17 protein-coding genes and 1 pseudogene are annotated in these 16,254 nt (G+C 62.5%); all 18 read right to left on the reverse strand.

The features are described from left to right. Positions 1-188 precede the first annotated feature (188 nt). The 18 genes and pseudogenes from NKI63_RS13830 to NKI63_RS13910 all read right to left on the reverse strand — a co-directional run bounded on the left by NKI63_RS13830 (position 189) and on the right by NKI63_RS13910 (position 16,143). Positions 189-980, reverse strand: coding sequence for an anti-sigma factor family protein (locus NKI63_RS13830; protein WP_352508511.1), 792 nt, complete (start codon positions 978-980; stop codon positions 189-191). Then, positions 977-1,495 carry a sigma-70 family RNA polymerase sigma factor gene (locus NKI63_RS13835; RefSeq protein ID WP_254820200.1) on the reverse strand — a complete coding sequence of 173 codons (519 nt, stop codon included), beginning with the start codon at positions 1,493-1,495 and terminating at the stop codon, positions 977-979. The genes NKI63_RS13830 and NKI63_RS13835 overlap by 4 nt, the downstream gene beginning before the upstream one ends. A 197-nt stretch (positions 1,496-1,692) precedes the next feature. Continuing rightward, positions 1,693-1,833, reverse strand: coding sequence for a hypothetical protein (locus NKI63_RS30710; protein ID WP_502896235.1), 141 nt, complete (start codon positions 1,831-1,833; stop codon positions 1,693-1,695). Positions 1,834-1,877: 44 nt separating this feature from the next. Next, positions 1,878-1,934, reverse strand: a pseudogene (locus NKI63_RS30715) (hypothetical protein); the annotation flags it as partial. A gap of 42 nt (positions 1,935-1,976) precedes the next feature. Next, positions 1,977-2,873 (reverse strand): ABC transporter substrate-binding protein, encoded by an 897-nt coding sequence (locus NKI63_RS13845; RefSeq protein WP_352508510.1) that lies wholly within the window; start codon positions 2,871-2,873, stop codon positions 1,977-1,979. A 40-nt stretch (positions 2,874-2,913) separates the two neighbouring features. Next, on the reverse strand, positions 2,914-5,613 hold the full coding sequence (locus NKI63_RS13850; RefSeq protein ID WP_352508509.1) for a DUF2339 domain-containing protein: 2,700 nt from the start codon (positions 5,611-5,613) through the stop codon (positions 2,914-2,916). A gap of 84 nt (positions 5,614-5,697) precedes the next feature. Next, positions 5,698-5,868 (reverse strand): hypothetical protein, encoded by a 171-nt coding sequence (locus tag NKI63_RS13855; RefSeq protein ID WP_352508507.1) that lies wholly within the window; start codon positions 5,866-5,868, stop codon positions 5,698-5,700. Continuing rightward, entirely contained in the window at positions 5,865-6,650 is a 786-nt protein-coding gene (recO, locus tag NKI63_RS13860; protein ID WP_352508505.1) for a DNA repair protein RecO, read from the reverse strand. The genes NKI63_RS13855 and recO overlap by 4 nt, the downstream gene beginning before the upstream one ends. A gap of 112 nt (positions 6,651-6,762) precedes the next feature. After that, entirely contained in the window at positions 6,763-7,896 is a 1,134-nt protein-coding gene (locus NKI63_RS13865) for a porin (protein ID WP_352508503.1), read from the reverse strand. Positions 7,897-8,241: 345 nt separating this feature from the next. After that, on the reverse strand, positions 8,242-8,976 hold the full coding sequence (locus tag NKI63_RS13870; protein ID WP_352508501.1) for an antitoxin Xre/MbcA/ParS-like domain-containing protein: 735 nt from the start codon (positions 8,974-8,976) through the stop codon (positions 8,242-8,244). Positions 8,977-9,127: 151 nt separating this feature from the next. Beyond that, positions 9,128-10,054, reverse strand: a complete 927-nt coding sequence (gene era, locus NKI63_RS13875; RefSeq protein ID WP_352821827.1) for a GTPase Era — start codon at positions 10,052-10,054, stop codon at positions 9,128-9,130. Further along, positions 10,051-10,776 carry a ribonuclease III gene (rnc, locus tag NKI63_RS13880; RefSeq protein WP_254820195.1) on the reverse strand — a complete coding sequence of 242 codons (726 nt, stop codon included), beginning with the start codon at positions 10,774-10,776 and terminating at the stop codon, positions 10,051-10,053. The genes era and rnc overlap by 4 nt, the downstream gene beginning before the upstream one ends. A gap of 4 nt (positions 10,777-10,780) precedes the next feature. Beyond that, complete coding sequence (gene lepB / locus NKI63_RS13885) at positions 10,781-11,530, reverse strand: signal peptidase I (RefSeq protein ID WP_352508500.1); 750 nt, start codon at positions 11,528-11,530, stop codon at positions 10,781-10,783. Positions 11,531-11,607: 77 nt separating this feature from the next. Beyond that, a complete protein-coding gene (acpS, locus tag NKI63_RS13890; RefSeq protein WP_254820193.1) occupies positions 11,608-12,021 on the reverse strand; it encodes a holo-ACP synthase in 414 nt (137 codons plus the stop codon). Then, entirely contained in the window at positions 12,018-12,599 is a 582-nt protein-coding gene (locus NKI63_RS13895) for a DUF2062 domain-containing protein (RefSeq protein WP_352821830.1), read from the reverse strand. Before NKI63_RS13895 ends, acpS begins: the two co-directional genes overlap by 4 nt. Positions 12,600-12,830: 231 nt before the next feature. Next, complete coding sequence (locus tag NKI63_RS13900) at positions 12,831-13,211, reverse strand: VOC family protein (protein ID WP_352821833.1); 381 nt, start codon at positions 13,209-13,211, stop codon at positions 12,831-12,833. A gap of 95 nt (positions 13,212-13,306) precedes the next feature. Then, entirely contained in the window at positions 13,307-13,885 is a 579-nt protein-coding gene (pyrE, locus tag NKI63_RS13905; protein ID WP_352821835.1) for an orotate phosphoribosyltransferase, read from the reverse strand. Between the two features lie 29 nt (positions 13,886-13,914). Continuing rightward, a complete protein-coding gene (locus NKI63_RS13910) occupies positions 13,915-16,143 on the reverse strand; it encodes a RelA/SpoT family protein (protein ID WP_352821838.1) in 2,229 nt (742 codons plus the stop codon). Positions 16,144-16,254: the final 111 nt, after the last annotated feature.

Genomic DNA, 16,254 nt, shown 5'->3' on the forward strand with positions numbered 1-16,254 from the left:
TTGGGTTGTGGAAACGGCCCTAGTCTAAACATCGGTCACACCAGCCGAAGTGCCAGCATTAAGCAAGCGCTATCGCACCTCGATTAGGGCCGAATTGTGACAGTTTTGACTGCAGGCAGGTCGCGCAAAGGCTTTGAACGACCTCCGTGTTTAGGCATCGGCGCGGCTTCGGAAGAGCGAGAGCCTGCTCAGCTTTGCAAGCCCGCCAAAAGCTGGCCATAGGCGCTCTTGGCCACTGCGGCCAGTTGCTCGCGCGGCAGCGAGCCGACGACGGCGCAGCCATAACCCTTGTCCAGCCAATAGACGGCCTCAGGACCATCGTCCTCCCCATAGGTGCCCTTGGCCTTGGCTGCCGATTCGGCGGTGACGAAGAGCGATATGCGCTCGCCCTTGACGTCCTCGTAAAGCAGCATCGCGGCCTTGCCCTGGCCGGCGGGCAGCAGCCGGCCACCGACCAGTTGGAATCCTTGCGCCGCCAGATCCGGCGCGACGAGCTTCAGACCCACCTGGTTCGACAACCAGCTCTGCAAATGATCCTTGTCGCTTGCCGGCACTTCCACCGCATGCCGCGTTTCGGCGGCATAGATGACGTGGGCGGCGATCGCCTCTTCGGCAAGCTGGTCCTCGGCGGTATTTTCCAGTCCGAGGCGGCCGATGCCGGCAAGGTAGCCGCCAGCACCGCCAATCGCCAGGATGGCGGCAGCGGCGGCCGCAAGCCACCAACGCGAGCGCGACGGCGATACTCTGACCACCGGCGCCTCGCCAAGCACCACCTTGCTCAACCGCACCGGCACGGGTTCGTCCAGCACGCCATTAAAGGCTGCGCGCAACGCTTCCCGGTCGGCGGCGTAGCGTGCGCTCTTGGCCTTCATCTCGGCATTGGCCTCGAGCCATGCCTCATAGGCCGTCCGCTCGTCGCCCGGCAACTCGCCATCGAGAGCCATGTGGATGTCGCGTTCGGAGAAATCGCGCCGGCTCATTTCTCAACGATCCTTATCGAGCGGCGGCGCGCGGTATCATCCAGCAGCGCTCGCAGTTCGTCACGCCCGCGCGCGATGCGCGACATCAAAGTGCCGGCGGGCACTCCAAGGATGTTGGCGGCTTCGGCATAGGAAAACCCTTCGATGGCGACCATCACAAGTGCCGCGCGCCGGTCAGGGCTGATCGCCTGCAGCGCGTCGACGATCTCGCGCGAGGCGATGCTCTCGACCTGCTCGGCGGGTGCTGCCTGCGCCTCGCTTGTCTCGAGCGGCAGCATCGCCGCCTCGCCGCGCCGGTTCACCTTGCGCATCTGGTCGATGAACAAATGGTGCATGATCGTAAACAGCCACCTCCTGGGGCTTTCTCCTGTCTGCCAATTGTCGAGCCGCACAAGCGCCCGCTCGAGACAATCCTGGACGAGATCGTCGGCGGAATCGCGGTCGCGCAACAGCGAGCGTGCATAGCGGCGCAGACGCGGTATTTCACCCAGGATTGCTGCCTTCTTTTCGTCCATGACCGCTGGTTCTGGAGCCCCTGTCCGTGGTGATTGAACGCGCCTTTGCAGCGCGGCGCAAGCGGCCAGCGCGAAGCGGTCCGCCGCCCCGGTCACCCAAGCAACTGAATAACGCTGCCGGTGGCAGGTTTATTCCCGGGTTGCATCCGAAAGTTGAAAGAAATGCGTGGTGACGAATAGCGGCGCGTCGACAAACGTCAGTCTTCCCGCGTCTCGTCTGTGAATTTCTTCATATCGAAGTCAGGATTGGGCAGGCCCATCCTCACCGCCTCGGCTTGCAGCCTGGCAATCCGGTCGCGAAGCGACACATTGGTGCGACTGCGTTCGAGTTCGTGCAAAGCGCGGTCCGCACCGCCTCCGTTTTGCTTGGAGCGTCCGTCTGGCGCTGCAACATAGTCGCTGAAGCATCCACTTCGGGGCCTCGTATATAGAGTGCCATTTGATCCTATGTCTCCCTTGCTGCGGGTCAGCGGCCGCAGTACTATTCAATCACACGCACCGCTCTATTTACTATATTTGAAGGCACCGTTAGACCGAGCTTTCTCGCGGTCTGCAAGTTCACCACCAATTCGTGCTGGGACAAAGTCTGAATTGGTATGTCGCGGGGGCTCTTGCCATCAAGAATCTTCTTCGCGCACAGCGCCATGTGATATGTTGCGCTTCGCAAGCTGGTGCCGTAGCAGAACAGACCTCCCGCATCGATCTGCTCCCGCGCGAAGATGGTTGGCAAGCGACGCGCAAGGGCAAGCTCCGCGATTCTTGCGCGGAGTGCTGCAATGTTCGGCTCCTCGAGGACGATGAGCGCTTCGACCAGTTCGCGATCCATCGCTGCAAAAGCGCCGTCAAGATCGGGCTGAGGCCCTATAATGCGGAGAACCTGCGGGTTCAGCCCAAATTCTTGTATTGCCCCAGCATTGGAGGCTGACAGGCAATCGGACACCCCCTGATCGCTCAAGATCGCGATGCGGGAGAGCGCTGGTAAGACGGCTCGCAACAACTCGACATGCGTCCGCGCCTGGTTTGGATCGAAGCTGGTTACTCCTGTCATGTTGCCGCCGGGCTTCTCCAGGCTTGCGGCGAGGCCATCACTGACCGGATCGACGACGACAGAATAAACGACGGGGAGCTCCGTTGTCGCCTTTTGGACCGCACGCGCGGTTACCGCCCCGATCACGGCGATAAGGTCGACGTTCAGCCTAACCAGTTCCGTCGCCAGGGTGGGAAGCCTGCCCAAATCACCATTGGCCGATCGCTGCTCAAACCGAATGCTCCGGCCTTCGGCAAATCCCAATTCTCTCAGCCCCTCCTTGAAGCCTTCGATTGGTCCCCCAGGGCCTGCCGTGATGATGCCGATCGTAGCTATGTCGTTTATGAGCAACGCGCTGTCCTCCAGGCTGGAGCTTCTTGCAGTGGACGACCTAATTTACCTCTCTCGCCGCCCTTGTCAGCAGCCGCTGATAAAACAGGCCGATGCCGATGAGCACCGCGCCGAGGCCGATGAAGGACAGCGCCCGTAACACCCCTTCCAGTTCCGACATGTCGAAGACGAAGACTTTGAGCACGGCGATCGAGATCAGCGCCGCCGACGCTATGCGCAGCACCTGGGACTTCAGCCAGACACCGGCGGTGAGCAGCACCACGCCGATGACCAGCCACAGAGCCGAATAAGTATAGGTCTCAAGCTGGCCGAGACCGCTCCACAGTCCGATGAACTCACCCTTGAACAGGCGCCTGACCGACAGCGTGGCATAGGCAAAAGCGAGCACCGCCGCCACCACCGCCAGCATCGCCGCATACCATTGCGGCCGCTTGTCACGGGAATAGAGTGCCAGTGCGCCTGCCGCGACCGCCGGCAAGAGGTAGGCGAGGAACAGAAGGTTGAACACCGGAATGCTGCCGGTCGATTCATCGGTCAGCAACGGGTTCAACGCCAGAAAATGCTGGAGGACGATGAAGGCGACCGAGACCACGCCCGCTGCAATCGAGCCGTAACGCAGCACCTGACTTGGCGAGCGCATGTCGATAGCGACCAGGATGGCACCGGCACCGATGGCGATCAGCGTGTAGATCGCCTGTTCGGCAAGCGTTGCAGCAGCCGTATCGATGACGCCGCCATGCATGGCATGGCGCACCAGCATGGCGACGGTGAGCAGGCAAAACAGCGCGGCGCCGGCCTCCATGGCAAGGCGCGGTCGGCCATTGGTAGTTCGGGCAAGCTGCCAGGCGGCAAAACCGAAAGCGAGCGCCGGCACGCCATATCCAAGCAGCAGCCAGTTGAACACCGGCGTCTTCGACAGGAACTCGGCACCGACGATGGTCGGGTCGAAGGCAGCGCGGCCAAGCACTGCAATCACCGCACCAACGGAAATCCAGCCAAGCACCGGATAGCTACGCCAGCGCGTCGCCAGCGCCGGCACGGCGGCGGCTGCTCCGAGCAGGATGGTTGTCCAGCCGGAACCAAAGGCCATGTGCAGCATCAGCAGGCCGGCAATCGCCGCGCCGCCGAGCGCGAAGGAGACGGCAGCGCCGCCGGTCAGCGGCGGCGCTTCGCCGCGTGCTATCCATTCGCCGCCGGCGACGAAGACGCCGACCAAAACGGCTGCGACCGCCGCATAAGCAAGGTCACGGTCGAGATTGCCGAAGGTAGACCAGAGCGCCAGCAGGATGACCAGTGGCGCGACAGCGCTCCAGGCCGCCCATGTGGCGGCGCGCAGCCAGCCATGGGCCGCAAAACGGCGCGCTGCCCAAAAGCCGAGGCCGATGAAGACCAGGCCGAGAACGATGCCGACCCTGAGCATCAAGGCATCGGACGCCACAACCGGCATGCCGTCGACGCCAAGAGCGCCGCCCGAAAAATCGGAAGCGATCGTGGTCGGCGGAATGATGCCGAGATAGACCAGTACCGTCGCCAGCCCGGCGGCGTGCAGCAGTGCCAGCGCCCGCGGCCGATAGAGCGCCACCCCCACCAGGGCTGCGACAAGGGCGGCACCCGGCAATGCACCGCGGATGGCGGCGAAGGCCGGATCGACAAACAGGGCCAGCGCCGAAAGCCCGACGAAGAAGCCCGGCGCGATCGACGGCCAATCGAAGCCGCTGCCGGCGACCGTTTCGTCGCGGCGGCCAAGCCAGACGAAGGCGAGCACGGCCAGTGTCACCCCGTCGATAAAAAGGATGACGGAAAGGTTCGTCCCCGGCGCTTCGGTCATGTAGAAGACGGTCCAGATGCCGGTGGCGACGAAGGCAGCGGCCATCAAAAGGCTCCAGTCGCGGATACGGGCGATGACGCCGGTGGCGACGAGCACGATCGCCAGATAGCCGAACAGCGCCCACGGATTGGGCGCCTGCGAGGCGACCAGCAGCGGCGTCACCATGGCACCGAGCAGGCCGACGCCGGCCAGCGCCTGACCGTGGACCAGGCTTGCCGCGATCGTCGCCACCCCGATGGCGCCGAGCAGCGTGAAAGCGAGCGTCGGGCCGATGAAGCCGTAAATGCTGTACGCGGCGTAGACGGTACCGAACAGGATGAAAGCGCCGGCGGCCGTCAGGATTGCCGGGATATAGGCACCGGCGGCACCTTGCACCGGCACCCTGAAGCCGGTGCGCCGGATGAACTCGCCGCCGGCGACCAGCACCAGCCCGAGTGCCGCCGTCATGGCGAGCCGCACGCGCGGCCCGAAAATGCCGGCCTCGATGGTGTAGCGGATCAGGAACAGGCCGCCCAGCGCCAGCGCGATGCCGCCGACCCAGACCGCCCAGCGAGTACCGAGAGCCGTTTCGACGTCGGACTGGCGAGCTGGCTTCGCCGCGGCCGCCGGTAGCGCCGACTCCGGCGCGGATGGCGCCGCGGTATCGGCCTCGGCCTCTGTGGCTGATGCGACCGCTGCGGTCCCTGGCGATGCCAGGTCGGCTGCGGCCGCAAGCGGTATTGCGGCATCCGCCGGTTTGCTGTCGTTTGCTGCCGGTTCTTTGGCTTGCAGCGGCAGCGCAGGCATGCCCGAAAGCACAAGGCTGCGCAAGGCGCCAAGCTCGCGCTCGATCAGGCCGATACGGCCCTGCTGGCGTGAAATGATGACGAACAGCGCGATGATGGCGACGAGGCCAATCAGGCTTTCAAACATGGCGGTTCCCCCAAACCAGGCCAGTTGTCACTGACTTTCAATGTTCAGTGACATTCAAATGCGGCGGCCAAACGGCCGGTCCATTCAACGTGCCACCAGATTGGCCGCCGGACAGATCGAGCATGTTTCAGTGCCGAAAGCCAGCAGCTTGCCGTTGACATCCTTCAGCGCCGCTTCCGAAACCGCCAGCGTGCCGCCCTTTGTGCCAAGGCCGAGCGGCGAAACGTTGCCGGGATAAGGTTCAACGTCGCTCATCTGGTGGTCTCCCCGGCGGTTTCTGCGGCGCTCGCCTTGCCGGATTCATGGCCGGGTGAGTGATGCCTGCGCAAGGCGGCGAGAAACCCGGCGCGGGCGCCGGGAGGCTCGATGCCGCGCGGTTCGTAGACATGGCGGGTCAAAAAGAAGCCGGTCAGCCGGAAGGCGTCCTCGATCGCCGCCGGATCGGCGCGCAGCCCGGAGCCGCGCTGCAGGAAGGCCGGCAGCGCCAGCATCTTGTCGCGCCACGGCGCGCCCGCCGCGCGCGACACGGCGCGGCCGGATTTCGGCGAGACATAGGCAAGATCCTGCCTGGTGCCGGTCGCCGCACACTGGCTGAGATCGAGGCCGAAACCGAGTTCGTCGAGGACCAGCAGCTCGAAGCGGGCCACCAGCTCGCCTGCGGCATCGGCATCGTCGAGATGAGCGATCATCACCGCAAGCGTCTCGAAAAGGCCGCCATGGGCGTCACGCTCGGGCAGAAGACGCAAATGTGCGGCCATCGTCTGCAGGCCGTAGACGGCAACGGCGCTGTCCATCAGCCGGGCGGCGTTCATCTCGATCGCCTCGACCTGGAACGTGCCGAGATGCTCGTCGAGCCGCGCCCGCCACAGCAGGTCGACGCGATTGCCGGGCTGCAAGACCGGCTGCTGTTTGCGCGAACGGCCGCCGCGCACGAGGCCGAGATGGCGGCCATGCACGCGCGTCATCACCTCGAGGATGGCGCTGGTTTCGCCATGCTTGCGGGTGCCCAGAATGATTCCCTCGTCGCGCCATTCCATGACGAGAGCTTGTCACCGGTTGGATGGCGAAATCAAGATGAGCGACTATCCGCCGCAAACCAAAACGGCCCGTAGCGTATCGCTACGGGCCGTTCGGAGATACTGGCTTCGATTAGAACGAGCGCTGGAAGCGGAGAATGCCGCCGACGCTGTTTTCCTTGTCGGCTTTGGTGAAATTCGTGACGGAATCTTCACCAAGATGCAAGTAGTCGACTTCGGCTGTGATCTTGAGACCCTTGACGATTTCATAGGCGATGTTCGCTGCAAGGCCGAAGTTCTTGCCTTCGTCATAGGAGAGCTGGGTGTTGAACGAGATCTTCTCGTTGATAGTGTAGGTGCCACCCCCCCAGACCGCCCAGTTGCCGCTCCACTGCTTGTAGAAGCCACGACCGTGGGCGTCGATCGCGTTGCCTGCGTCATCCGTGAGGTTGTCGTCGGTGCCGTAGCCGCCCATGATGAACAGAGACAGGTTGTCCATGGGCTTGACGTCCAGGCGAACCTTGCCGGCCACTTCTTCATAGTTGCTGTCATAAGCGACGACGCCGGTGATGGCGCCCCAACCCTGCGTGTATTTCACGCCCCCGACGACATGCGGAACGTAGCTGTCGATCGTACCAACGACGCCAGAGCCTTCTTCGAGCGAGACCACGGCCGAGAAGCCAGTGCCGGCGTCGAAATAGTACTGGACGACATTCGTGTCGAAGGCACCATACGGAACCAGCGTATCCTGGATGACGCTACCGGCATAGCCGATGAACGTGTCGAAGGCCGATTCGTCCTTACCGACGCGCAGACCACCGAGTTGGATCCAGGCGAATTTTAGCGACAGGCTCCTGTTATGGGCTTCGTTGGCGAAGATGTAGTCGTTTTCATTACCGAAGTTGAAGCGGGTCTCGGTGTAGGTCTTCAAGGTGCCGAGCTCGGTTTCCTGGCCGGTCCAGGTCTTAAGCGTGAAGCGGGCGTTCTTGCGGTAGGTGTCATTCGCGCTGCCATCATCATGGTCGCCGGTGACCGCACCGTCGAACGAGCCGACATCACCCACGCCGATATCGTAACGGACATAGCCGCCGATGCGCAGGCAGGTTTCGGTGCCGGGGATGTAGAAGTAGCCAGCGCCGTAAACGTCGCAGATCTTGACGTATTCGGCGGGTTCCGGCTCGGCAACGACGACGGCGTCAGCGGCGCGCGCGCCGGATACTGCGATCAGCGCCGCAGCGGAGCCGAGAAGCAGGCTCTTGATGTTCATTTTCTGACCTCTCCAGTCAAAGTTAAAAATGGTTTCGAATTTTGTGGCTGAACAGCAGCATTCCCCGCCTCACCCCACATCGAAAAAGGCTCGCACCGCTCCCCCTTTTCGGCGGCGAACATACCCAACCGCGCTTGATCCTCAATGACTATTCCGAAAATAATTATGGTTTTTGCAACAGAATAAATTCGTGTTGCGCAAATATCACGTTCGTTTAATCCACCAAGCTGAAATGACACAAATGGCACATTGTCACGTAAGTTAGAAGAGTACTTGTACGTTAGCCGTCCAATTGCAGCCCAACGTTTATCTACCCATCTAGAAAATTCGAAGGGTAGAAGGAAATTAAGCCAGCTTCATACGTGCTTCGTGCTGAGCAGCAACGGCAACATCCGCCACCAAATCCTGTTTAAGCAACTCAATTGGAATACGGCCGCCGAGCACGGCAGCGGGGCGGATCAGCCAGTGCCATGCGCGCCGCGGATTCGGCATTGCAGACAACACTTCCCGGATGCCGGATGCCGGCCTGCCGTCGACGAACTGCGCCAGCGGAAACACATGTTTGCGGCCGCCGGTGCGCAAGGCGACGACCCTACTGCTCCGCTGCCAACGATGCAGGGTCGACCGGGATATACCGAAATTGTCTTCCAGGAATGTCGGTCCGGCGACGCGACCTGCCCAGTCTTCGACCCGCATCGAATCGACGTCGTCTCGTCCGGCAGGCCGGCTTGAGACGTGTATGCTCCGGCCTTCAAACCCCGATGAGGCAGACGCCTCGGTGGCTTGGCCGCCGGCTTCCGCTGCCAGTATCCTCACGAACTGCAATACCCTGTCAGGCAGCCTTTCCTGCATGGTGTCGATGGCCCGAAGTTCGCTCGGTTGAAGTAGGGCGATTGCAGCGGCGATGGCTCCGGCGATCCTGCCCGCCGAACCAATCGCATCGTCATCGATGATTTGATCTCGCCGCGCCAGCACCCGCTCGATCTCAACAGCGACGGCATTTGCAACTCGGTCTGACGGATGGGGTCGATGCGATTCCAAGTCCTCATCATGTCCTAGATCTGGCTGCTTGCCCGTCACTTCCGTGTTGCTCGGAAGCGGGTCTTTCGCACAGCCTATACGGAGCATGTATGACGGAGGGACGACGAACGAGAACCGTCCAAGCGGCGACGTAAGGACCGGTCTGACCGCCGCTTGTATCAGAGCCGCGCGTCTTGACCTTAGCCGATCTCTAATGCGGAAACTCCAGCCCCATCTCGCGGTAGCGCTCGGGATCGTCGCCCCAGTTCTCGCGCACCTTGACGAACAGGAAGAGGTGCACCTTCTGCTCGAGGATGCCTGCGATCTCCATACGCGCGGCCTGGCCGATGGCGCGGATCGTCTCGCCCTTATGGCCGAGCACGATCTTCTTCTGGCTGTCGCGCTCGACATAGATTGTCTGGTCGATGCGCACCGACCCGTCCTTCCTCTCTTCCCATTTCTCTGTCTCGATGTGGGAGGAATAAGGCAGTTCCTGATGCAGCCTGAGGTAGAGCTTTTCGCGGGTGATCTCGGCTGCGAGCTGGCGCATCGGAAGGTCGGAGATCTGGTCTTCAGGGTAGTACCAGGGTCCGGCCGGTAGGGTCTCGGCGAGATAGTCGAGCAGGTCCTTGCAGCCGGACCCCGTCAGCGCCGAAACCATGAAGGTGCGCTTGAACGGCACCCTTTCGTTGGCTGCCGCCGACAATGCAAGCAACGTCTCGTGCTTGACCCGATCGACCTTGTTGAGGATCAACACCATCGGCTGCCGGACATCCTTCAGCCGCTCGAGGATGGCATCGGCATCGCCCCGGATGCCGCGCTCGGCATCGATCAAGAGCAGCACGATATCGGCGTCCTTGGCACCGCCCCAGGCTGTGGTCACCATCGCGGTGTCCAGCCGGCGCTTCGGCTTGAATATGCCCGGCGTGTCGACGAAGACGATCTGCGCGTTGTTGTGGGTGGCGATGCCGCGCACGATGGCGCGCGTGGTCTGCACCTTGTGCGTCACGATCGACACCTTGGCGCCGACCAGTTGGTTGACCAGCGTCGATTTCCCCGCATTAGGCGCGCCGATCAGCGCGACGAAGCCGGAGCGGGTAGCGGGCGCTTCTGTTGCGGGAGCTTCGGTGGCGGTCATGCGGCACTCCCTTGATCGAGCCAGACGCCTTCCCGCTGCAGAAGTGCCGCGGCTGCAGCCTGCTCCGCTTCGCGCTTGGAGCGCCCGCTACCGGTCGCCGGCGGATAGGCGCCGACCTTCACACTGACGGTGAACAGCGGATCGTGGTCCGGTCCCTCGCGGCTGTCGATTATGTAAACCGGCACTGCGCTTGCCGCCTGATGCGCCCATTCCTGGAGTTCGGTTTTCGCATCGCGACGGGCGGCGTCAATGGCTTGCGAGCGCGGCTGCCAGTATCTGTGGATAAAGGCACGGGCCGCTTCCAACCCGCCGTCGAGATAGAGCACGGCGATCAGCGATTCCAATGCATCGGCGCGCAGATTGACGCGCTTGCGCCCATCGAGGCCGCGTACGTCCGAACCGGCGCGAATGAGTTCCGGCAGGCCGATCTCATCGGCGATTTCCGCCAGGGCCTCGGCGTTGACCAGGGCGTTCAGTCTGAGCGACAGCTCACCCTCGGCAGCGTCGGGAAATGCCGCCAGCAGCATATCGGCAACGACAAGGCCGAGAACGCGGTCGCCCAGGAATTCGAAACGTTCGTAGTCGACGCCGGCATGACTGCCGCGAGCGCTGGCATGGGTCAGCGCCCGCTGCAGGCGCTGGTGGTCGCCAAAACTGTGGCCGGTGCGCTCCTTGAGCGCCTCGGCGAGCGCATCGGCGGTCAGCCGTTTCGTCGCCGCCATGGTCCTAATTGACGAAATGGAACAGGCGCGAGGCGCGCATCTGCGACGGCCATTTCCAGATTTCGAGCGGGCTGGCGCTGCCGCCGATCGAGAAGAAAATGAGGTTGGCGCGGCCGACCAAATTCTCGTCCGGCACGAAGCCGACGGTGAAGCGGCTGTCCGACGAGTTGTCGCGATTGTCGCCCATCATGAAATAGTGACCGGGCGGCACCTTGAACTCTTTGGTATTGTCGCCGATCGAAGCCTGCGTCAGGTCGAGCGTGTCGTAGCTGACGCCGTTCGGCAGCGTCTCGCGATAGACATCGACCGGCCCGTTCTCCTCGGTGATGTCGCGGTTGTCGATCTGCCCGACTTTGACGCGCGGCACGCCCACGTCGTTGATGAAGAGCTGGCCATCCTTGACCTGGATCTTGTCGCCCGGCAGGCCGACGACGCGCTTGATATAATCGACAGAAGGATCCGGCGGAAACTTGAACACCACCACGTCGCCGCGCTTCGGCTCGGAGCCCCAGATGCGGCCCGAAAAGATGTTCGGCCCGAACGGCAGCGAATAGCGGGAAAAGCCGTAGGACCACTTGGTGACGAAGAGATAGTCGCCTTCGAGCAAAGTCGGCCGCATCGACCCGGACGGGATCGAGAACGGCTGGAACAGGAGCGTGCGGATGACCAGCGCAAGCAGCAGGGCCTGGACGATGACGCTGACGGTTTCGCCAAGTCCACCGGATTTCTTCTGGGTTTTTTCAGCCACGCTCATGTCGTCCTCGATTGTGCGTTGGATGGTATAGAGTCTCGGCGCGCGCTGGGCAACGTCATGCCGGTGGTCAGATGCAATCAATGTGGCGCTTCTTCGACCGGCAACGCTTCAATGATCACAAAGGCTTGAGCGAGCGGAAAATCATCGGTTATGGTGAGGTGGATCACGGCTCGGTGCCTTTCAGGCAGGATTTCGTCCAGCCGCGCTGCCGCCCCGTTGGTGAGCGCCATGGTCGGCTTGCCGCTGGCCAGGTTGACGACCCCCATGTCACGCCAGAACACACCCTGCGCAAGACCGGTGCCCAACGCCTTGGCGCAGGCCTCCTTGGCGGCGAAACGCTTGGCGTAGGAGGCCGCACGCGCCGCGCGGTTTTCGGAGCGCGCCTGTTCGATCTCGGTGTAGATGCGTTGGATGAAGCGCTGACCGTGACGTTCCAACGACTTCTCGATGCGTCTGATGTCGATGAGATCGCTGCCGATACCGATAATCATTCGGCGGGAACTTCCGGCCCGGTTTTTTCAGCCTTTGCCGCTCTTTCGGCCAGACGCTTGCGGCGCTGCTCCTGGAAAGTGACCATGCCCCAGCGGGTGATGCCGTAAAACAGCAGCCCGAAAACCAGGCCGAGCGGTATTGCGCCAACCGTCATCGGCTTCAGTACCGGTCCCCACAATTGCGCGAAGGAAAGATTGTGCAGCATGTCGCCGAGATGGGCAGGCGGTCCGTGTGCCGGCAGGTGTTCATGCAGGATCAGCTTGCCGACCTCCCAGGAGGCGGCCCATAGCAGCGGAAAGGTAAGGGGGTTGCCGAAGACCGTGCCGAGTGCTGCGGCAACCAGATTGCCGGCGATCAGCCAGCACAGGATGGCGGCAATGATGAAGTGGAAGCCAAGCGGGAAAAACGACGCGAATACGCCCGCCGCAACACCGGCGGCCACGGCATGCGGCGTGGCTCTAAGCCGCAGGATGCGCTTGGAAAAATACCGCAGCGAGCGCGAGAACGAGCGGCGCGGCCACAAATAAGTACGCACCCGCTCTAAGAAACCATCAGGCTTGCGCCGTCGAAAAAGCACTCTGTTCCTGTTCCTAGTTCCGTCAATAACTTCACGCCGGCTTCTCCAGCCGGGCGCGACAGCCCCATGCTGCGCTCTACGGTCGCCGAAAAGCAACTACGACTTTGATATAGCGATGCGCTGGCCGAAGAACAACGAGGCCGAGGGCATCCGCTCGGTGGCCGGTCGCGCCAGCCTTGGGTATCGCCGTTCTGAACAGGGCATGATCGCGGCGAATTTAAGGAGCGCCACTTAGGATCGATATTCGCTGACCTCGACGAGGTTGCCGTCCGGATCGCGGAAATAGACCGACATCATCGCGCCACGAGCGCCGGCACGCTCGACCGGGCCGACCTCTATCACCACGCCATTGGCGGCGAGGTTGGCACATATCTCGGCGAGCGGCCGGGCGGCAATCAAGCAGAAATCCCCGGAGCCCGGCGTCGGCGCCTTGGCCTTCGGCTCGAAGGTGTGCCCGACCTCATGCACATTGATCTTTTGCGTTCCAAACAGCAGCGCCGTCGGCCGGTCCGGCTCGTCGAGGCGCTTGAAGCCAAGCACGCGCTGATAGAAGGCGCAGGTGTCTTCAACGGAGCGAACCGTCAGCACGAAATGGTCGATACCAGCAATCACGGCAGCGCCTCTTGACTTGTTTTATGCATTTCTTTGTCCCAAAACCGCTGCACATGCTCGGTTCAAGCCCGCGGATAAGCTTTGGGCGACATGCATTAGATATTGCGGCTGCCCGGCTTGATCGCCGGTATGGCGGCGAGTTCGGGCGGCAGCCTGTCGGCCGGATATGCCGGAACCTCGTATTCGGCGAGCGCGATCAGCGGCACGCCGACATCGCTCTTACCGGCCGAGCGGTCAATGATGCACGCAGCGGCAACGACATCGGCACCAAGTGCGCGCAGACAGTCGATGGTCTCGCGGATCGACAGGCCGGTGGTGACGATGTCCTCGACAATGACGACGCGCGATCCCTTGGCGATCTCGAAGCGGCGCAGCCTGAATTCGCCCCCTTCCCGCTCGACCCAGATCGCCGGCACACCAAGATGGCGCGAGGTCTCATAGGCCGGGATCAGCCCGCCGATCGCCGGGCCGACGACGTAGTCGATCCTGCCGGGCACGCCAGCGCGGATCTTTTCGGCGAGCGCCTTGCACAAGCGCTCGGTCTTGTCGGCATGCATGAAAACGCGCGCCTTCTGCAGGAAGACCGGGCTGCGCAGGCCGGACGTCAGGATGAAATGCCCTTCAAGAACGGCGCCGGCCTCGCGGAAAATGCCCAGCACTTCGTCGGTGTTCATCTTCTGCCTCTTCCAACAAAGTTGGTGGTCTAGCCGTTGACGCGTCGCGCGTCGCTGACGCTCGAATTGTCCTTTAGCTGCGACAGCAGCCGGTTCAAGTGCTTGAGGTCCCACACTTCGAGATCGATCAGCATTTCGGTGAAATCGGGCGCGGTGCGCACCATCGACAAAGTGTGGATGTTGGCATCGTTGGATGCGACGACTTGCGCAATGTCGGCTAGCGAACCCGGCGCGTTGATGGCGGTGACCGAGACGCGCGCCGGGAACCGCTCCTTGGTGCGCTCGTCAATATCCCAGCGCACGTCGATCCAGCGCTCGGGCTGGTCGTCAAAGGCCTGCAACGCCGGCGACTGGATCGGATAGATGGTGATACCGGTTCCCGGCTGCACGATGCCGACGATGCGATCGCCTGGCACTGCCCCTTCCGGCGCGAAGCGCACCGGCAAATCGCCGCGCACACCGCGGATCGGCACCGCATCGTCGCGCGGCTGGTTTTTATCCTTGCGCGCGGCGCGGCCCGGAATCTGGAACAGCATGCCGGCGGCATTGCGGATCTTCGACCAGCCCTCCTCGCGCTGCTTGGGCGCGACCAGCGTGACGCGCTCGTCCTTGTAGTCGGGAAACACCGCCTTCATGACATCGGTGGAGGCAACTTCGCCTCGGCCGACCGCGGCCAGCACATCCTCGATGTCCTTGCGCGCGAGGCGGTGCAGCACCGGCTTCAGGCTTTCCTTGGTGAAGGTCTTGCCGGACCGTTCGAAGGCGCGCTCCAGAATGCGGATACCGAGACCTGAATATTGCTTCCGAATAGCGTTCTTGGTGGCGCGGCGGATGGCCGACCGCGCCTTGCCGGTAACCACCACCGATTCCCATGCCGCAGGCGGCACCTGCGCCTTCGAGCGGATGATCTCAACCTCGTCGCCGTTCTTCAGCTCCGTCATCAGCGGCATGATGCGGCCATTGACCTTGGCGCCGACGCAAGTGTCGCCGACATCGGTGTGGACGGCATAGGCAAAGTCGATCGGCGTGGCGCCGCGCGGCAGCGCGATCAGCATGCCCTTCGGCGTAAAGCAGAACACCTGGTCCTGGAACAGTTCCAGCTTGGTGTTTTCGAGGAAGTCCTCGGGGTTGTCGCCTTCGGCAAGCTGCTCGATGGTGCGCCGCAGCCAGGCATAGGCATTGGTTTCCTTCGAGATCGCATGGGCGGCACCATTCATCTTGCCGCCGGTATCCTTATAGATCGAATGAGCGGCGACGCCGTATTCGGCGATCTTGTTCATCTGGTAGGTGCGGATCTGCAATTCGACGCGCTGGCGCGACGGGCCGACGATGGTGGTGTGGATCGAGCGGTAGTCGTTCTGCTTCGGCGTGGAGATGTAGTCCTTGAAGCGGCCGGGCACCATCGACCAGGTGGTGTGGATGGCGCCGAGCGCCCGGTAGCAGTCCTCGACGGTATCGACGACGACGCGAAAGCCGAAGATGTCGGACAGCTGCTCGAAGGACAACGCCTTGGCTTCCATCTTGCGAAACACCGACCACGGCTTCTTCTGCCGGCTCTTGACCTCGGCCTTGATCGCATATTTGTCGAACAGCGTGGAGAGCGCCTTCTCGATCTCGGACAGCACACCCTTGTTGCGCTCGAAGATTTCGGCGAGCCGTGCGGTGACGGCGCGGTAGGCTTCCGGATTGATGAAGCGGAAGGCGATCTCCTCGAGCTCCTCGCGCATGCCTTGCATGCCCATGCGCCCGGCCAGCGGCGCATAGATATCCATCGTTTCCTCGGCGATGCGCAGGCGCTTGGCTTCCGGCACATGGTCGAGCGTGCGCATGTTGTGCAGGCGGTCGGCGAGCTTGACGAGCAGCACGCGAACGTCTTCCGAGATCGCCAGCAACAGCTTGCGTAGGTTCTCCGCCTGCTCGGCCTTTTTGGAGACGAGGTCGAGCTTCTTCAGCTTGGTCAAGCCTTCGACCAGCTTGCCCATTTCCGGGCCGAACAATTCGTCGATCTCGGCCCTGGTCGCCGTGGTGTCCTCGATCGTGTCATGCAGCAAGGCAACGGCGATCGTCGCCTCGTCCATATGCATTTCGGTGAGGATGGCGGCGACTTCGAGCGGATGCGAGAAATAGGGATCGCCGGAAGCGCGCTTCTGGTGGCCATGCTTCTGCATGGCGTAGACATAGGCCTTGTTGAGCAGCGCCTCGTTGACGTCAGGCTTGTAGCGCTGGACGCGCTCGACAAGCTCATACTGACGCATCATGGGCGGGATCTCGCAATGCTGAAATGAATCATGCGCCGCACTGGCGTACGGCGCATGTCATAAATAGCCACGAAACTGCCGACGCGAAAGTGTCGGCAGTTGTCGCTAAGA

Origin of the sequence: Mesorhizobium sp. M0410 (assembly GCF_040321435.1) — a bacterium.
Classification (GTDB): Bacteria; Pseudomonadota; Alphaproteobacteria; order Rhizobiales; family Rhizobiaceae; genus Mesorhizobium.

What these genes read in the sequence shown, in the direction of transcription:
- NKI63_RS13855 (WP_352508507.1), bottom strand. Translation starts at nt 5,868, where the DNA reads ATGAGCGACGTTGAACCTTATCCCGGCAACGTTTCGCCGCTCGGCCTT.
- NKI63_RS13835 (WP_254820200.1), bottom strand. Translation starts at nt 1,495, where the DNA reads ATGGACGAAAAGAAGGCAGCAATCCTGGGTGAAATACCGCGTCTGCGC.
- rnc (WP_254820195.1), bottom strand. Translation starts at nt 10,776, where the DNA reads ATGGCGGCGACGAAACGGCTGACCGCCGATGCGCTCGCCGAGGCGCTC.
- acpS (WP_254820193.1), bottom strand. Translation starts at nt 12,021, where the DNA reads ATGATTATCGGTATCGGCAGCGATCTCATCGACATCAGACGCATCGAG.
- pyrE (WP_352821835.1), bottom strand. Translation starts at nt 13,885, where the DNA reads ATGAACACCGACGAAGTGCTGGGCATTTTCCGCGAGGCCGGCGCCGTT.
- NKI63_RS13830 (WP_352508511.1), bottom strand. Translation starts at nt 980, where the DNA reads ATGAGCCGGCGCGATTTCTCCGAACGCGACATCCACATGGCTCTCGAT.
- NKI63_RS13850 (WP_352508509.1), bottom strand. Translation starts at nt 5,613, where the DNA reads ATGTTTGAAAGCCTGATTGGCCTCGTCGCCATCATCGCGCTGTTCGTC.
- lepB (WP_352508500.1), bottom strand. Translation starts at nt 11,530, where the DNA reads ATGAGCGTGGCTGAAAAAACCCAGAAGAAATCCGGTGGACTTGGCGAA.
- NKI63_RS13910 (WP_352821838.1), bottom strand. Translation starts at nt 16,143, where the DNA reads ATGATGCGTCAGTATGAGCTTGTCGAGCGCGTCCAGCGCTACAAGCCT.
- recO (WP_352508505.1), bottom strand. Translation starts at nt 6,650, where the DNA reads ATGGAATGGCGCGACGAGGGAATCATTCTGGGCACCCGCAAGCATGGC.
- era (WP_352821827.1), bottom strand. Translation starts at nt 10,054, where the DNA reads ATGACCGCCACCGAAGCTCCCGCAACAGAAGCGCCCGCTACCCGCTCC.
- NKI63_RS13865 (WP_352508503.1), bottom strand. Translation starts at nt 7,896, where the DNA reads ATGAACATCAAGAGCCTGCTTCTCGGCTCCGCTGCGGCGCTGATCGCA.